Origin of the sequence: Tetragenococcus halophilus, assembly GCF_001712815.1 — a bacterium.
GTDB classification, from domain to species: domain Bacteria; phylum Bacillota; class Bacilli; order Lactobacillales; family Enterococcaceae; genus Tetragenococcus; species Tetragenococcus halophilus.
This window is the reverse complement of the sequence record NZ_CP012047.1, coordinates 1770112-1786063: the sequence shown is the minus strand read 5'-3', so window position 1 is coordinate 1786063 and position 15952 is coordinate 1770112. Positions and strand designations below refer to the sequence as shown.

General features: G+C 35.9%; 17 protein-coding genes. 15 read left to right on the top strand and 2 right to left on the bottom strand.

Annotation, left to right across the window (positions count from 1 at the left end):
- The first annotated feature begins 21 nt into the window (after positions 1–21).
- From AC806_RS08510 to recN, 7 genes are all read left to right on the top strand, one after another.
- Positions 22–873, top strand: coding sequence for a bifunctional methylenetetrahydrofolate dehydrogenase/methenyltetrahydrofolate cyclohydrolase (locus AC806_RS08510; protein ID WP_014124133.1), 852 nt, complete (start codon positions 22–24; stop codon positions 871–873).
- A 3-nt stretch (positions 874–876) separates the two neighbouring features.
- Positions 877–2223, top strand: coding sequence for an exodeoxyribonuclease VII large subunit (gene xseA / locus AC806_RS08505; RefSeq protein WP_014124134.1), 1347 nt, complete (start codon positions 877–879; stop codon positions 2221–2223).
- Positions 2204–2425: an exodeoxyribonuclease VII small subunit gene (locus tag AC806_RS08500; RefSeq protein WP_014124135.1), complete on the top strand. Its 222-nt coding sequence runs from the start codon at positions 2204–2206 to the stop codon at positions 2423–2425. The genes xseA and AC806_RS08500 overlap by 20 nt, the downstream gene beginning before the upstream one ends.
- Positions 2422–3318 carry a polyprenyl synthetase family protein gene (locus AC806_RS08495; protein WP_014124136.1) on the top strand — a complete coding sequence of 299 codons (897 nt, stop codon included), beginning with the start codon at positions 2422–2424 and terminating at the stop codon, positions 3316–3318. The genes AC806_RS08500 and AC806_RS08495 overlap by 4 nt, the downstream gene beginning before the upstream one ends.
- Complete coding sequence (locus AC806_RS08490) at positions 3315–4130, top strand: TlyA family RNA methyltransferase (RefSeq protein ID WP_014124137.1); 816 nt, start codon at positions 3315–3317, stop codon at positions 4128–4130. The genes AC806_RS08495 and AC806_RS08490 overlap by 4 nt, the downstream gene beginning before the upstream one ends.
- Before the next feature lie 163 nt (positions 4131–4293).
- Complete coding sequence (gene argR / locus AC806_RS08485) at positions 4294–4746, top strand: arginine repressor (protein ID WP_014124138.1); 453 nt, start codon at positions 4294–4296, stop codon at positions 4744–4746.
- 13 nt (positions 4747–4759) lie between these two features.
- Complete coding sequence (gene recN / locus AC806_RS08480) at positions 4760–6442, top strand: DNA repair protein RecN (protein WP_014124139.1); 1683 nt, start codon at positions 4760–4762, stop codon at positions 6440–6442.
- A 53-nt stretch (positions 6443–6495) separates the two neighbouring features.
- On the opposite strand, the gene AC806_RS08475 is transcribed toward recN, so the two are convergent.
- A complete protein-coding gene (locus AC806_RS08475) occupies positions 6496–6612 on the bottom strand; it encodes a DUF4044 domain-containing protein (RefSeq protein ID WP_014124140.1) in 117 nt (38 codons plus the stop codon).
- A 76-nt stretch (positions 6613–6688) separates the two neighbouring features.
- Positions 6689–7645: a magnesium transporter CorA family protein gene (locus tag AC806_RS08470; RefSeq protein ID WP_014124141.1), complete on the bottom strand. Its 957-nt coding sequence runs from the start codon at positions 7643–7645 to the stop codon at positions 6689–6691.
- Positions 7646–7759: 114 nt separating this feature from the next.
- Between AC806_RS08470 and AC806_RS08465 the strand changes: the two genes are divergently transcribed.
- The 8 genes from AC806_RS08465 to murG all read left to right on the top strand — a co-directional run bounded on the left by AC806_RS08465 (position 7760) and on the right by murG (position 15842).
- Positions 7760–8128, top strand: coding sequence for a DUF3397 domain-containing protein (locus AC806_RS08465; protein WP_014124142.1), 369 nt, complete (start codon positions 7760–7762; stop codon positions 8126–8128).
- Between the two features lie 170 nt (positions 8129–8298).
- Positions 8299–8730 carry a division/cell wall cluster transcriptional repressor MraZ gene (mraZ, locus tag AC806_RS08460; RefSeq protein ID WP_014124143.1) on the top strand — a complete coding sequence of 144 codons (432 nt, stop codon included), beginning with the start codon at positions 8299–8301 and terminating at the stop codon, positions 8728–8730.
- A 13-nt stretch (positions 8731–8743) separates the two neighbouring features.
- The gene (rsmH, locus tag AC806_RS08455; protein ID WP_069029139.1) at positions 8744–9697 is read left to right on the top strand and encodes a 16S rRNA (cytosine(1402)-N(4))-methyltransferase RsmH; all 954 of its coding nucleotides are present in this window, start codon (positions 8744–8746) and stop codon (positions 9695–9697) included.
- Positions 9698–9702: 5 nt separating this feature from the next.
- Positions 9703–10110 carry a cell division protein FtsL gene (gene ftsL / locus AC806_RS08450; RefSeq protein ID WP_014124145.1) on the top strand — a complete coding sequence of 136 codons (408 nt, stop codon included), beginning with the start codon at positions 9703–9705 and terminating at the stop codon, positions 10108–10110.
- The gene (locus AC806_RS08445) at positions 10111–12321 is read left to right on the top strand and encodes a penicillin-binding transpeptidase domain-containing protein (protein ID WP_069029138.1); all 2211 of its coding nucleotides are present in this window, start codon (positions 10111–10113) and stop codon (positions 12319–12321) included.
- A 49-nt stretch (positions 12322–12370) separates the two neighbouring features.
- The gene (gene mraY / locus AC806_RS08440) at positions 12371–13336 is read left to right on the top strand and encodes a phospho-N-acetylmuramoyl-pentapeptide-transferase (protein ID WP_014124147.1); all 966 of its coding nucleotides are present in this window, start codon (positions 12371–12373) and stop codon (positions 13334–13336) included.
- Positions 13337–13374: 38 nt separating this feature from the next.
- A complete protein-coding gene (gene murD, locus AC806_RS08435; RefSeq protein ID WP_014124148.1) occupies positions 13375–14754 on the top strand; it encodes a UDP-N-acetylmuramoyl-L-alanine--D-glutamate ligase in 1380 nt (459 codons plus the stop codon).
- The gene (gene murG / locus AC806_RS08430) at positions 14751–15842 is read left to right on the top strand and encodes an undecaprenyldiphospho-muramoylpentapeptide beta-N-acetylglucosaminyltransferase (protein ID WP_069029137.1); all 1092 of its coding nucleotides are present in this window, start codon (positions 14751–14753) and stop codon (positions 15840–15842) included. The genes murD and murG overlap by 4 nt, the downstream gene beginning before the upstream one ends.
- Positions 15843–15952 lie beyond the last annotated feature (110 nt).

The following is a 15952-nucleotide window of genomic DNA, read 5'->3' as shown; positions in this document are numbered from 1 at the left end:
GATTTGAGGGAGTGAACGATAATGACAACATTGATAAATGGTAGACAATTAGCAGATAGTATGCAGGAACAGATGCGTTTAGAAGTTGAAAAGTTAGGAAAACAAAATGCGTTTCCTGCTTTAGTTGTTTTTTTAGTTGGGGATGATCCTGCAAGTAAAACCTATATAAAAAATAAAGAAATTGCTGCGCAAAAGATCGGTATTCATACAAAACTGGAACATTACCCCTCAGATATCAGCGAAGAAAAATTATTGATTGAGATCAAAAAATATAACGATGACCCGCATTATCATGGAATCTTAGTACAATTACCTTTGCCGGAACATATCGATGAGGAGAAAGTATTACTTAATATAGATCCTAAAAAAGATGTGGATGGTTTCCATCCTATAAATATGGGAAAGCTTCTATCTGGCAAAGCAGAAGCGATTCCTTGTACGCCGTATGGTATTATGAAGATGTTTGAATCATATGAGATCGAATTATCCGGGAAAAATGCTATTGTGATTGGACGTAGTAATATTGTTGGCAAGCCAATGGCGCAATTACTTTTAGCTAAAAATGCGACGGTAACAATGGCACATTCTTATACTAAAAACTTAGCAGCATTAGCCAAGCAAGCAGATATCATTGTTTCGGCCGTGGGGATAGGAAACTTTGTCACAAAAGAGTTCGTTAGAAAGGGAGCCGTAGTCATTGATGTGGGCATGAATCGTGATGAAAATGGCAAGTTGATCGGTGATGTCAAATTTGACGAAGTCGAACCTATAGCGAGTTATATCACTCCTGTGCCTAAAGGTGTCGGTCCTATGACGATTACTATGTTAATGCAGCAAACGATTCAAGCTTGTAAACGTCAGGAGTTAAGTTAGACGATGGAATATTTAACAGTCAGTGCACTTACTAAATATTTAAAAAGAAAATTTGATGCTGATCCTTACTTGGAAAAGGTGTTTTTGACAGGGGAAATCTCTAATTTTCGTTTACGACCTAATCATCAATATTTTAGTATAAAAGATGATAAAGCGAAAATTTCAGCTGTGATGTTTAAAAATGCCTTTCGCAAATTAAACTTTCAACCTGAAGAAGGGATGAAAGTGATGGTTGTTGGGCGTCTTTCTATTTATGAAACGACAGGAAACTATCAAATTTATATTGATCAAATGCAACCTGATGGTATTGGCGCTTTATATCAGGCTTATGAACAGTTGAAAAAAAAGTTAGAAGCTGAAGGGCTATTTCAATTGCCTAAAAAAACTTTGCCTAGATTTCCTAAGCGGATCGCTGTTTTGACTAGTCCTAGTGGAGCGGTTATCCGTGATATTATGACAACCGCTAAAAGAAGATATCCTATCGCTCAAATTGTTTTATTCCCAACGGTTGTTCAAGGAGAAAAAGCAGCGGATGATGTTGTAAAAAATTTACAAGGTGTAAAAGAACAAGGAAACTTTGATACAGTGATTATCGGTCGCGGTGGTGGTTCGATTGAAGATCTATGGCCTTTTAATGAAGAGCGAGTGGCTAGAGCGATTGTAGCTTGCGATATCCCTGTTATTTCTTCTGTTGGTCATGAAACAGACACTACGATCGCCGATTTAGTTGCTGATGTTCGTGCGGCAACCCCTACAGCTGCGGCGGAACTTGCTGTACCCGTTTTATCAGAAGAAATTTTACGCATCGAAGAAAAGCAGGCGCGCTTGCAACAGGCTTATATTCGACAAATTCAGCGCAAACAAGAACGTTTCCAACGAGTACAAAACTCATACATTTTTCGTCAGCCAGAACGCTTATATGAAGCACAGTCCATTAAATTGGATCAACTTAACCAACGTATGAATCAAAGTTTACAGCGTCTAGTTTATGAAAAAGAGAAAAACTATACACAGATAGATTATCGTTTTAAGCAAGCAGCGCCTCATACAAGGGTAAAAGAAGCAAAACAAGAGGTAGAATATTTAAAAGAGCGCTTAAAAAATCGAGCGCAGCAAATTATGACGATCAAACAACAGGCTTTTGAGCAGACCGTACAAGCGCTAGATTTATTAAGCCCGCTAAAAATCATGGGGCGAGGATATAGTTATACAACTAAGGATACAAAAGTAGTAAAATCTGTTCAAGAATTAGCCAAAGAGGATCATTTGAATATTCATTATAAAGATGGTCGAGTACAAACAAAAGTGATTGAGATTGAGGAGGATGAAGATGGCAGAGGCAACATTTGAAGAGTCTTTGGAAGAATTGGAAAAAATTGTTAATCGTCTAGAACAAGGAGACGTTGCCTTGGAAGAAGCTTTAGATGCTTTTCAAAAAGGAATGGCGTTAAGTAAACAGTGTAAGGAAACTTTGTCTAAGGCAGAAAAAACTTTAACCAAAATGATGACTGAAGATGGAGAAGAAAAGCCCTTTGAAGAGGAAGAGCAATGAGTACTTTAACAAGTTGGCAAGAAAGCGAATTGCCTAAAGTAGAAAAACAGTTGAAAGATTTTGTGCAAACACATGCTGAAAATGAACAGTTAAAAGAAAGTATGCTATATTCCATTAATGCTGGTGGTAAGAGAATACGTCCTTTATTAGTGTTAGCTACAGTTGAGTTTTTGGGACACAGTCTTACCCAGCAGGTATATCAAGTTGCTGCTGCATTAGAGATGGTTCATACTTACTCACTTATCCATGATGATTTACCTGCTATGGATGATGATGATCTACGTCGTGGTCAAGCAACCAATCATGTGGTTTTTGGTGATGCTTTAGCTATTTTAGCTGGCGATGCCTTGTTAACTGGGGCTTTTGAACTAATTGCTGGAACGAAATTAGCTTCGTATAAGAAAAACCATTTGTTGCGACTATTGGCAAAATCAGCGGGGGCTCGTGGAATGGTCGCCGGGCAGGTTAATGATATCCAAAGTGAGCAGCAAAGTTTGTCATTTTCTGAATTGACAGCTCTGCATCAGAAAAAAACAGGGGCTTTGATTCGTTTTGCTGTGGTTAGTGGGGGAATTTTAACGGGTCAGGATGAAAAAGTTTTAAATCAATTAGATGATTTTGCCACTCATTTAGGATTAGCTTTTCAGATTAGAGATGATTTGCTTGATGTATTAGCCACAACTGAACAGATGGGCAAAAAAACGCAAAAAGACGAACTAGCAGGAAAAAATACATATCCCGGGTTATTAGGAATAGCGCAAGCAAAGACAGCTTTGAGTACGGAATTAGAACACGCACATGCTATACTGGAAAATTTGTCTTTAGATGGTTTTAACTCTAGTTTATTAGAGGAGATTGTTCAGTTATTTGAATTGGAAAGAGGCAAGGAATGAAAAAAGAACGTGTAGATGTTTTGGCCTTCCAGCAAGGACTTTTTGAAACTCGAGAACAAGCGAAAAGAGGCGTGATGGCTGGGACTGTTTATACGCAGAAAAATCAGCGCTTAGATAAAGCAGGCGAGAAAATTCCGCAAGATACTGTGCTTAAACTCATCGGTGAACAACTGCCTTATGTTTCAAGAGGTGGTTTAAAGCTAGAAAGAGCATTAAAAGTATTTGGTCTTCAAGTAAAAGATAAGATTTTACTTGATATTGGCGCCTCCACTGGTGGTTTTACCGATTGTGCATTACAAAATGGTGCAAAGTTAAGCTACGCGCTTGATGTCGGATATAATCAGTTAGCCTGGAAAATTAGACAAGATCCCCGTGTTGTGGTCATGGAGAGGACGAATTTTCGTTATTGTAAACCTTCTGATTTTACTTATGGTGAACCTGAAATAGCTACGATTGACGTGTCCTTTATTTCGTTAAAAAAAATTTTACCCGCTCTTTATCCAATACTCGCAGATAAGGGAGAGGTTATGGCACTAATTAAACCGCAGTTTGAAGCGGGAAGAACTTCTGTTGGAAAAAAGGGAATTATACGTGACCCGCTTGTTCATCAAGAAGTGTTAGCTGATATCTTAGACTTTACCTTGCAAAAAAACTACGATGTAGAAGCTATAGATTATTCGCCAGTTACAGGGGGGCAAGGAAATATTGAATTTATTGTTCATTTGAAAAAGTCAGAACAACTGGGCATCGATCAATCAGATATAAGTATTAGTCAATTAGTTGCTAAAGCTCATGATAAATTGAATAAATAAAAAAGAAACGTCAATCATGCGTTTCTTTTTTTTATGGCTTTTTATTTATTTGTTTAGTAAGAATGCGCGTCTCTGGCTTTTCTTATGGTGCAAAATGAGCTATGATAAATACGATTTAGAAAAAATTTCAAATAAAATAAATAATTTTATCAGGAGGAGCAAAATGCGAAAAGAAGAACGACAACAGCTGATCGTTGAACTACTGGAAGAAGAAAATATTCAAAAACAAGAAGAACTAGTTGCAGCTTTACAAGCACATAATGCTGAAGTTACACAAGCTACTGTATCAAGGGATATCAAAGAATTAAAATTGATTAAAGTTCCAGCAGCAAGTGGTGGCTATCGCTATAGTATTCCTGTAGAATCAGACGAGGACATGAATGAAAAATTAAATAAACTATTAAAAAATGCTTTTGTATCGATCGATCAAATGGATAAATTTGTTAGCTTAAAAACTTTGCCTGGTAATGCTTCGGCGATTGCGAATTTGATCGATAAACGTTTTGATGAAGCCTTATTTGCGATCTTAAATGATGACGATAACATTTTAATGATCGCTAAAACTATGCAAGATCGAGAAATTTTATTTCAAAGCTTACAAAAGTATGTTCAATAAAGGAGCATTTCATATGTTATTAGAGTTGTCCATTGAAAATTTTGCGATTATAAAACAGCTACATTTAACCTTTCATAAAGGGATGACTGCCTTAACTGGAGAAACCGGTGCTGGAAAGTCAATTATTATTGATGCAATGGGATTACTAGCAGGAGGAAGAGGATCGACAGACTACATTCGCCAAGGAAAACAAAAATGTGTGTTAGAAGGTTTATTTGAACTTCCTAAACATTCGTCTTTTAAAGTTTTACTTGATGATTTAGGTATTGATCAAAGAGACGAGCTGTTAATTATTCAACGAGATATAACGAGTTCTGGTAAAAGTATTTGTCGTGTGAATGGTAGAATTGTCACCTTAGGAAACTTAAAAAGGATTGGCGCTTATCTAGTAGATATTCAAGGACAAAATGAACATCAGGATTTATTGCAAGCTGAAAAACATTTACAGTTGGTAGATAGTTTTGGTTCCCAGTCTTTTAAAGATCAACTAGCAGATTATCAAAAAAAGTATGATGCATACCGTGAGTTAGAAAAAAGAGTTCGAGCCATTCAAGAAAATGAGCAATCTTATATACAACGGATTGATATGCTGAATTTTCAGAAAAAAGAAATTGAAGAAGCAGGTTTACAAATAAATGAAGAAGAAAAGCTGGTTGAAGAGCGGGATAAATTAGCGAACTTTCAAAAGATTGTGGACGCTTTTGCTAAAAGCCATGAAATTTTAGCTGGCGAATCAGGAAACAGTTTAGATGGAATAGGCGAAGCAGCGCAAGAAATCCAAGAAGTCGCCTATTTAGATAAAGAGTATGAACAAATTAATGAAAATGTTCAGAACGCTTATTATTTGTTACAAGATGCTGCTGGTGAAGTTTCTAATATCCTTGATCAGATGGAGCTTGACGAGGGGCGTTTAGAAGAAGTGAATGCCCGTTTAGAGGTCATTCGACAGTTAAAACGTAAGTACGGCGAATCCATAGCTGCTGTTTTGTCTTATGATGAAAAAATTTCGGCAGAATTAGAGCAAGTGGATGTTACCGGTAATAAATTAGAGGAAATGCAAGCAGCTCTAGACCAAAAACATCAGAATGTCTGGGAAATTGCTGAGAGTTTACATACGCAGCGAAAACAAATTGCACAAAAATTAGAAAAAGATATTTTACAAGAATTGTCAGATTTGTATCTTGAAAATACGCAATTTGAAGTGCGTTTTTTTGAGGAAAAGAAAGAATTAAACAGAAATGGCCTGGATCAATTAGAGTTTTATTTAACAACAAATCCTGGAGAACCTTTAAAACCCTTAGCTAAAGTTGCTTCAGGTGGGGAGCTGTCACGTATGCTACTGGCTTTAAAATCAATTTTTTCTAAAGCACAAGAAAAAACAAGTATTGTTTTTGATGAAGTAGATACAGGCGTTAGTGGGCGAGTCGCACAGGCGATTGCCGAAAAAATTAGCGGTATTGCCTATGGGTCTCAGGTACTTTGTATTACACATTTGCCACAAGTTGCAGCAGCGGGAGATTATCAATATTTGATCAGTAAAGAAGTTCAAAGTGGCCGGACAAAGACAACGGTTCAAGAGATTGATACAACAGAAAGAGTTCAAGAGATTGCTCGGATGCTTTCTGGTGCTGAAATCACTGATTTGACTATGGAAAATGCGAAAGAGATGCTAACACAAGCAGGAAAAATTGCATAAAAAAACAGCTTCTTTTAACAGAAGCTGTTTTGTTGATTTTTAATACTTACTGATTACATCACAGCTGTTACGGCACTCATTACAATTGTACCAATTGTTGCAATCAGCATAATCCAAATGACTACCTTTGTGATTTTAGAAAAAGTACTTGTGGGCTTTTTATCTCGCATGTTTATTCATCCTTTTAATATTTTAATGATAGTTTACAACCTATATTCATAGAAGACAAGAAAAGAACATGAAAAACTATAAAAGATTCTTTTTCTTTAAAAACTTTATTGTAAACCAGCTAATGACAACTGTAACTAGTATGATGATCCAAAAAGCATAGGGGTTTTTGGCAATGGGTAATCTAACGTTCATACCATAAATTCCACCAATAATCGTTGGAATCGTCAGAACGATGGTTATCGAAGTTAATATTTTCATCACATTATTCAAATTATTGGAAACAACAGAAGAAAAGGTGTCATTCATATGGCTAGCAAATTTTAATTGAATATTTGCTGAAGTTAATGATTGTTGTGTTTCTACTATAATATCATGTAAATGGTGTTTAAATGCATGATTTTTTTGAAATAATTTTGTATTAACTAAAGCTGTTAAAGTTTTTAAGTTAGCTGATGTAGCTTCATCAAAAGAAACCAGACTTTTTTGAATATCCATAATTTGATATAATTGTTCGTTTTGGGTGGAAACTTTAATTTGTTTTTCTAAGTTATCTAAATGATCTTTGGTTTGTTTTAAATAGTCATTAAAAGAAAGAACGACTTGCCACAAAATTTCTAATAAGATATTCATCTCTGGAACGTTATCATTGGGTTTAAACTGATGATTGACTACTGTTTGAAAAAAAGGTAATGGATAATTACTTACTGTAATAATTCTGTTTTCAGGTGTTATGATTAAAGATAACGGAAAAGTTTCAAATTGTTGAAAACCTGAAGGGCTTTTTATCTCATAAGGAAATTGAAGAAGCAAGAGCGCTGCTTTTTTCATCTCTTGTTGATTTAAGCCTTCGCTACGTGAATTTTCTTCATCATCTAAAACAGCTGATAGATAGTCTTTAGGTAGGTTATATTTATTTGTCAAAGTACTGATTTCACGAGAGTTTGGGTCTTCAACATGGAGCCACAATGTTTTTTTATCGCTTGTATCTTGTCTAATTAAGTAGCTATCATGAAATGTATAATAATAAAGCATAAACTCCCTCCTTCATTTGCTTTAACAGCTAATTATATTTTACCAGAAATTTAAAAAACAATGAAATAGCTACTTCGTATATTAAGAAAACTATTTCTTAGAAAGGATGACAATATGTCTACATTTTCACCGATTTATTTATTTTGGTACATCTTCCCAGTCATTGTTTTATTTGCATCAAAGTTATGTATATCTGTTTTTTCGCTAAATAAACGTTTCCGTTTAAAAGCTACAGATATTGCTGTACCATTTTTACTTTTTGGGATACACCAACTGTCAACGCTTAGTTCTCAGTTTTCCATCTTCCCTTATTTTTTAATCACTCTTTTATTATTAGGAATTGCTTTGGCTATATTTCAAGCCTATTTTTTTGAAGAGATTGTGTATCGTCGATTTTTTAAAATGTACTGGCGCTCAGTATTTTTATTTGCATTGGTCCTATATATCATCTTGATTATTTTTAGTATCGTCCAATTTTTTTAGTTTTTCTAAATAAAAACTTTTAAAAATCTTTTTAAACTCTCCTATTGTCAGTCTTATTCATTTGGTAAGAAAAAGTCAAAAAAGTTCTTTAGTAATTTTAGACAAAATGTGGTAGAAAGTGGGGGATTGTGGTAGACTGTGTTTATCAGGTGGTAATTGGGGGGATAAACATGCTAATGGGTGAATTTGAACACTCAATAGACACAAAAGGTCGTTTGATCGTTCCGTCCAAACTTCGTGAACAGCTAGGGGAAAAATTTGTTGTAACGCGTGGTTTAGATGGTTGTCTATTTGGCTATCCTCAAACTGAATGGGAGAAACTTGAAGAAAAATTAGATCAAATGCCCCTTGCTAAAAAAGATGCAAGAAGTTTTGTTCGTTTCTTTTATTCTGCTGCCACTGAATGTGAAATTGATAAACAAGGCCGAATCAATATTCCCAATACATTGAGAAAGCATGCAAGTCTAGAAAAAAATTGTGTAATTATCGGCGTTTCAACTCGAATTGAAATTTGGGATAAAAAACGTTGGGATGATTTTTCTGAAGAAACAGAAGAAAATTTTGATGACATTGCTGAAACAATGATTGATTTTGGCTTATAGAAAGAGGAAATAGATGGTAATGTTTCAACATTTTACAGTGCTGAAAGAAGAAACTGTAGACAATTTGGTTATCGATCCTCATGGTACTTATGTCGATTGTACTTTAGGTGGAGCTGGTCATAGTCAATATTTATTGGAACAGTTAGCTTTAGACGGCCATCTATATGCTTTTGATCAAGATCAAAAAGCAATTGATTATGCTAAAAAACGTTTGGCTCATTATGTAGAAAATGGGCAGGTAACTTTTATAAAACGAAATTTTCGGTTTATAAAGGAAGAACTTGAAAAATTAAATGTGAATAAAGTTGATGGTATTTTTTATGATTTAGGTGTTTCCTCGCCTCAATTAGATGAAGCCCAGCGCGGTTTTAGTTATCATCAAGAAGCACCGTTGGATATGCGGATGGATCAGAGTCAAACAATATCTGCTTATGAAGTCGTAAATGAATATGATTACCAACAATTAGTAAAAATATTCTTTCGATATGGTGAAGAACGTTTTTCTAAGCAAATTGCTCGTAAGATTGAGGCGACTCGTAAAAATCAACCAATTGAAACGACAACACAACTTGTAGACGTTATAAAAGAAGCGATTCCCGCTCCTGCAAGACGAAAAGGCGGACATCCAGCCAAAAGAGTGTTTCAGGCAATTCGCATTGCCGTTAATGATGAATTAGGCGCTATCGAGGGATCATTAGAACAGGCGATTGAGATTTTAGCTATAAATGGACGCATTGCGGTTATTACCTTCCATTCTTTGGAAGATCGTATTGCAAAAAATATATTTAAAGAGTATAGCCGAGCGAAAGAAACACCGCCTGGCCTTCCAGTCATTCCAGATGACTTTCAACCTATTTTGGCTTTAGTGAACCGTAAGCCAATTTTACCGACGGAAGAAGAAATTAAAAAGAATAATCGCTCACGTAGTGCAAAATTGCGTGTAGCTAAGAAAATAAAGGAGGAGTAAAATCAATGGCAGAATTAAAAGCACAAAATGCTTCTTATGAAATGGAAGATGAATTTTCACAAGAGCAGACAAATACTCAACCATCTGATACTCCTAACCGTCCTGATGTGGTGGTTGTTCCTTTATCTCCTACTCGTAAATTAGAAAAAATTTCCCGTTTGGAGAAATTTTTAGTCGCTATTCTAGTGACGGCTTTGATCGGTTTAGGCTTACTTACGATTAGTTTACGGACAACGATAAGTGAAGTAGAACAGGATGTGTCTTCCTTACAAGAAAATGTCAGCCAAGGCCAAGCGGAAGTGACACGTTTACAACAAGAAAAAAACGAATTAACAAAAAGTGAAAGAATTCAAAAAATTGCTGAAGATAAGGGGCTATCGATTGATAGTGAACATTTAAGGAAAGTGAAATAAATGCGTATGATAGAAAAAATCCGGCAATACTTTAAAAAGAAAAATTTATCTGCAAGGAACAATCGCAAAAAAGTAGGAATTATTCTCTTTGCTACGAGTATTGGGTTGTTCTTTTTATTTGTAGCTCGTTTAAGCTATATCGTAGTTGTAGGCGATGTTGCCGGAGAGTCATTAGAAACACAAACAAAAAATTTATATCAAGGATCAGAGGTCGTAAAAGCCAAGCGCGGAACGATTTATGACCGCAATGGAGAAGCTATTGCAGAAGATGCAACATCATATTCTTTGTATGCAGTACTGTCTAAAGCTTATACAAATGGTGATGAAAAACTGTACGCAGAAGAAAAGAATTTTGATAAACTAGCAGAGATCATCTCAGATGCGGTGGGCGATGTTGATAAAAAAGAAACATTGCAGGTATTAAAAGAAGGATCACAAGAAAATCAGTATCAAGTGGATATCCCTAATGCGAAAAGTATCAGTTTACAACAAAGGGAAAAAATTGAAAATGCGATGGATGAACAAAATATTGCTGGTTTATACTTTACCGAACATCCATCTCGTATTTATCCAAATGGTGTTTTTTCCTCTCATTTTATTGGATATGCAGATGTCCAAAATGATGAAGAGACCGACCAAGAAAGCTTAGTGGGCCGCATGGGTATTGAAGAAGATTATAACGATGTCTTAAAAGGGAAAGATGGAAAGATTATTTATCAAAAGGATAATTATCAGAACCCCTTGCCAGGCACAGTCGCTGAGTCACAGTCAGCTGTTGATGGCAAAGATATTTATACGACTTTAGATAATAGATTACAAAGTTATTTGGAAACATTAATGGACCAAGCTTGGAAAGACATTGATGCCCAAGATTTGACTGCTGTATTGATGGATGCTAAATCCGGCGAGATTGTTTCTATGTCACAGCGACCAACTTTTAATCCAGAAACGAAAAAAGGGATCAATGATGATGATTTTGTTTGGTCAAATTTATTTGTAGAAGATAACTACGAACCGGGTTCAACGATGAAAACCATGACCGTTGCAAGCGCAATTGACAATGGAGCGTTTGACCCTGAGGAAACTTATAAACCTGGGGAAACCAAGCTAGCTGATGCTACGATACGAGATTGGGACTATGAAAGAGGATCAAAGCCTAGTTTAACAATGCGACAAGCTTTGTCCTGGTCAAGTAATGTAGGTATGGTTAAACTAGAGCAAAGAATGAAAGATAGCTGGCAACGTTCATTACAAGAATTTGGTTTTGGCAGAAGTACACATTCGGGGCTTTCTGGCGAAAAGAGTGGTACTTTGCCTGAGGATAATGTTGTCAGTCATGCAATGACCGCTTTTGGACAAGCTATTGGTGTGACTCAATTTCAAATGTTACAGGCTTTTAGTTCGATTTCTAATGATGGCGCTATGTTAAAACCACAAGTGATTGATAAAATAGTGGACGAAACAAATGATGATGAAATAGTGAATCAACCTGAAGTTGTCGGTCACCCAATTTCTGAAAAGGCAGCTAAAGATGTACGAAAATATATGCGAGATACTGTAGAAAGTGAAGAGTATGGTACAGCTTATGATCAGTATAAAGTACCTAACGAGCATGTTTCTGCTAAAACAGGTACAGCACAAATTTCTCAAGATGGAAGCTACTTACAAGGGGATTATTTATATTCAGTCGTTTTAATGACACCTTCAGAAGATCCTCAATATGTTATGTATCTTACTATGAATCAACCAGAACAAGAAGATACTGAAGTGTTACCTAGTATTGCCAATCCATTGTTGGAACGGGCGATGGACCTTAATGAGGTTGATGAAAGTGAAGATAACCAAGAAACAAGTAGTGAAAGAGTACGAGTAGAAGATTATCGTAACCTAGAAGCAGATGCTGCAGCTAGTGACGTACAAAAGAAAGGTTTGACCCCAGTAGTTATTGGCGATGGTAATAAAGTAGTGCAACAATCTGTAGACAATGGCGAACGATTGATGTCTTCAGAAAAATTATTACTTTTAACCAATGATAAAACACCAATGATGCCTGATGTTAGTGGCTGGTCAAAAGCTGATCTTGTTAAGCTAGGAGATCTTTTAGATGTTGATGTAAGCTTTGAGGGTGAAGGCTATTGTGTTGAACAAAGTGTAGAACCTTATGCTGAAATTAGTGACAATAAGTTGCATTTTGACCTAGAAGAAGACTAATAACAAAGTAACGAAATAAAAGATAAATTGATATGAGGAGAGAAAAGATATGGATTGGACAAAAATGATTCTGCCACTTGCAAGCGGCTTTGCCATTACAGTCATCTTAATGCCGTTATTTATCGGCTATTTTCAGATGAAAAAATATGGACAGGAGATTCGCGAGGAAGGACCAAAATGGCATAATGTTAAAGCTGGTACTCCTACAATGGGCGGGGTCGTTTTTCTTGTTGGTTCAATCATTACAGCTATTTGGGTTGGCCTATGGCAAAAAGCAGTCACTCCTTCTTTTTCCATACTGCTTTTTGTTTTAATTTTATACGGACTATTAGGTTTTCTAGACGATTTTATCAAAGTATTTAAAAAAAGGAATATGGGACTAACCTCTCTACAAAAACTCATTGGACAAATTGCTGGCGCATTAATTTTTTATTTTGTCTTCTTGTATGAAGGCAACGCAAATGTTCTTAACTTTTTTGGCTTAGCTGTTCCTTTATCAATTTTTTACGGTTTATTTATTATGTTTTGGTTGGTCGGCTTTTCCAATGCGGTTAATTTAGCAGATGGTATTGATGGATTGGTTTCAGGTCTTGCCATTATTTCTTTTGCTAGCTACGCTGTGATCGCTTGGTATCAAAACCAAATAGACGTACTGATCATTTGTTTAAGCGTGGTCGGTGGGTTGATAGGATTTTTCTTATATAATCGAAAACCCGCAAAGATTTTTATGGGCGATGTAGGCTCACTAGCCTTAGGCGGACTATTAGCTGGTGTTTCGATTCTTTTACATCAAGAATGGACCTTACTTTTGATAGGTTTGGTTTATGTTATTGAAACAGCCAGTGTAATTTTACAAGTGATTAGTTTTAAATTGACAGGTAAACGAATTTTTAAAATGTCACCAATCCACCATCATTTTGAAATGAACGGCTGGTCTGAGTGGAAAATTGATGGTATATTTTGGTTAGTTGCCCTTATTTTTTCAATGATTACCTTATTTATTTGTATAAATTAATGGAAAAATAGGCAGTAGAGTTGCAGGAGATGAAAAATTTGAGAAAAATTACAACATATAAAAATAAAAAAATACTTGTTCTAGGATTAGCGAAAAGTGGTGTCAGTGCGGCCAAATTATTACACGATTTGGGCGCACTTGTTACCGTTAATGATGGAAAACCGTTTGAAGAAAATCCAGAAGCACAGGATTTATTAACTTTAGGTATCAAGGTGATTTGTGGAAGTCATCCCATTGAGTTGTTAGACGAAGACTTTTTTATGATGGTAAAAAATCCGGGTATTCCTTATAGTCATCCCTTAGTTAAAAAGGCTCAGGAAAAAGAAATTCCTATTATTACTGAAATTGAATTAGCCTATCAAATCTCAGAGGCTCCTACGATCGCTATAACTGGAACCAATGGAAAAACTACGACTACCACAATGATTGAACATATATTAAACGCTGGCATGGTAGATAATAAGGCACATCTAGCAGGCAACATAGGCTATCCAGCAAGTACAGTGGCAAAAGAAGCGAAAAAAGATGATTGTCTTGTTATGGAGGTTTCTAGCTTTCAACTAATGGGCGTAGAGCAATTTCATCCTAAGATTGCTGTTCTTACTAATCTATATGAAGCTCATCTTGATTATCATGGCAGTCGTGAAGCTTATGTTGCTGCTAAATGGAGAATTCAGCAAAATATGACCTCAGATGATTTTCTGATTTTAAATTGGAATCAAAAAGAAATTAGAGAATTGGCGCAACATACGAAGGCGACAGTTATTCCATTTTCTACGCAAGAAGCTGTTGAAGGTGCTTATTTACATGAAGGAGTGCTTTATTACAAAGATTCAGCCATTCTTTCAGCAAATGAGTTGGGCGTTGCCGGTACACATAATGTCGAAAATGCCTTAGCCTCAATCGCCGCAGCAGCTCTGTGGGGTGTTGACTATCAAGTAATCGCAGATACTTTACGTTCTTTTGCAGGGGTTAAACATCGAACACAGTATGTAGGTCAAATTAATGGTGTATCTTTTTATAACGATTCGAAAGCTACAAATATTTTAGCAACACAAACAGCTTTAAGCGGCTTTGATCCACATAAACTGATTTTATTATGTGGTGGTTTGGACCGTGGCAATGATTTTGAATCTTTAATCCCTTCATTAGAAGGTGTTAAGGCAGTTATCTTATTCGGACAGACAAAATATAAATTAGAAGATGCTGCGAAAAAAGCAGGTGTTTCAACAATTCGCTTTGTTGAAGATGCTGAAGAGGCTGTACCGTTAGCTTATGAGCTGAGTCAAAAAGAAGATACGATTTTACTATCTCCGGCTAATGCAAGTTGGGATCAATATCCTAATTTTGAAGTGCGCGGTGATCATTATATAGCAGCAGTTGATCAATTAAAGAAAGAGAAAAGGAGTCCTCAATGAAAATATTAGTTACAGGCGGAGGCACAGGCGGTCATATTTATCCTGGACTCGCTTTTATCAACTATGTAAAAAAAATTAGTTCAGACTCTTCCTTCTTGTATGTAGGTGCAAAACGAGGGATGGAGAACAAAATTTTACCGCAAACAGATATTCCTTTTCTAACTTTAGAAATTCAAGGCTTTAAACGCAAACTAACTTTTGAAAACTTTAAAACGATTCAATTGTTCTTAAAAAGTATTCGACAAGCCAAAAAAATAATCAAGGATTTTCAACCAGATGTGGTCATCGGAACAGGTGGCTATGTTTCAGGTGCTGTTGTTTATGCGGCTTCCAAATTAAATGTTCCTACAGTGGTTCATGAGCAAAATAGCGTTCCAGGAATTACCAATAAGTTTTTAGCTCGTTATGTTGATAAAGTGGGTATTGCCTTTAAAGATGCAGCGCAATATTTTCCTAAAGATAAAACCGTTCTAGTAGGAAATCCTAGAGCACAGGAAATTGTTGGAATACAGCGTTCGGACTTGTTACGCGATTTTGATCTTGACCCAGAAAAGAAGACACTTTTAGTGTTTGGAGGTAGCCAAGGCGCATTAAAGATTAACCAAGCTGTAGTAGCTGCAATCCCTGAATTTGCTAAAAAAGACTATCAAATTCTTTATGCTTCCGGAGAACGCTACTACGAAGAAATTAATGAAACGATTGGTATGACTAAAGATGCTTTTACCAATATTAGTATAAAGCCCTATATAAAAAATATGACAGAAGTAATGGCTAATTGTGAGTTATTAGTTGGTCGTGCCGGAGCAACTTCAATTGCTGAATTTACTGGTTTAGGTTTACCTGCCGTTTTAATCCCGAGTCCTTATGTAACTAATGATCACCAAGCAAAAAATGCAATGAGTTTAGTCAATAATGGGGCCGCTAAAATGATTAAAGACGATCAATTGACAGCTGAGAACTTAGTCGCTACCGTAGATGAAATTATGGAAGATGACACACTTTTACAACAAATGGCAGCAGAATCAAAAAAACAAGGGATACCAGATGCAGCGCAACGTTTGTATCAATTGGTGCAATCAATTATTTAAAATAAAGAAAATTTAGCAAAGGAGGCGAACAATATCAGTAAAAGAGACAAGCGTGATCGTAATTCTTCAAAAGAAGACGATAATCAAGATGAATTAACTCCTTGGCAAAA

Coding starts and splice junctions, on each gene's coding strand:
- ftsL (WP_014124145.1), top strand. CDS start 9,703: ATGGCAGAATTAAAAGCACAAAATGCTTCTTATGAAATGGAAGATGAA.
- AC806_RS08510 (WP_014124133.1), top strand. CDS start 22: ATGACAACATTGATAAATGGTAGACAATTAGCAGATAGTATGCAGGAA.
- argR (WP_014124138.1), top strand. CDS start 4,294: ATGCGAAAAGAAGAACGACAACAGCTGATCGTTGAACTACTGGAAGAA.
- AC806_RS08500 (WP_014124135.1), top strand. CDS start 2,204: ATGGCAGAGGCAACATTTGAAGAGTCTTTGGAAGAATTGGAAAAAATT.
- mraZ (WP_014124143.1), top strand. CDS start 8,299: ATGCTAATGGGTGAATTTGAACACTCAATAGACACAAAAGGTCGTTTG.
- mraY (WP_014124147.1), top strand. CDS start 12,371: ATGGATTGGACAAAAATGATTCTGCCACTTGCAAGCGGCTTTGCCATT.
- AC806_RS08470 (WP_014124141.1), bottom strand. CDS start 7,645: ATGCTTTATTATTATACATTTCATGATAGCTACTTAATTAGACAAGAT.
- AC806_RS08495 (WP_014124136.1), top strand. CDS start 2,422: ATGAGTACTTTAACAAGTTGGCAAGAAAGCGAATTGCCTAAAGTAGAA.
- recN (WP_014124139.1), top strand. CDS start 4,760: ATGTTATTAGAGTTGTCCATTGAAAATTTTGCGATTATAAAACAGCTA.
- rsmH (WP_069029139.1), top strand. CDS start 8,744: ATGGTAATGTTTCAACATTTTACAGTGCTGAAAGAAGAAACTGTAGAC.
- AC806_RS08445 (WP_069029138.1), top strand. CDS start 10,111: ATGCGTATGATAGAAAAAATCCGGCAATACTTTAAAAAGAAAAATTTA.
- xseA (WP_014124134.1), top strand. CDS start 877: ATGGAATATTTAACAGTCAGTGCACTTACTAAATATTTAAAAAGAAAA.
- murG (WP_069029137.1), top strand. CDS start 14,751: ATGAAAATATTAGTTACAGGCGGAGGCACAGGCGGTCATATTTATCCT.
- AC806_RS08475 (WP_014124140.1), bottom strand. CDS start 6,612: ATGCGAGATAAAAAGCCCACAAGTACTTTTTCTAAAATCACAAAGGTA.
- AC806_RS08465 (WP_014124142.1), top strand. CDS start 7,760: ATGTCTACATTTTCACCGATTTATTTATTTTGGTACATCTTCCCAGTC.
- AC806_RS08490 (WP_014124137.1), top strand. CDS start 3,315: ATGAAAAAAGAACGTGTAGATGTTTTGGCCTTCCAGCAAGGACTTTTT.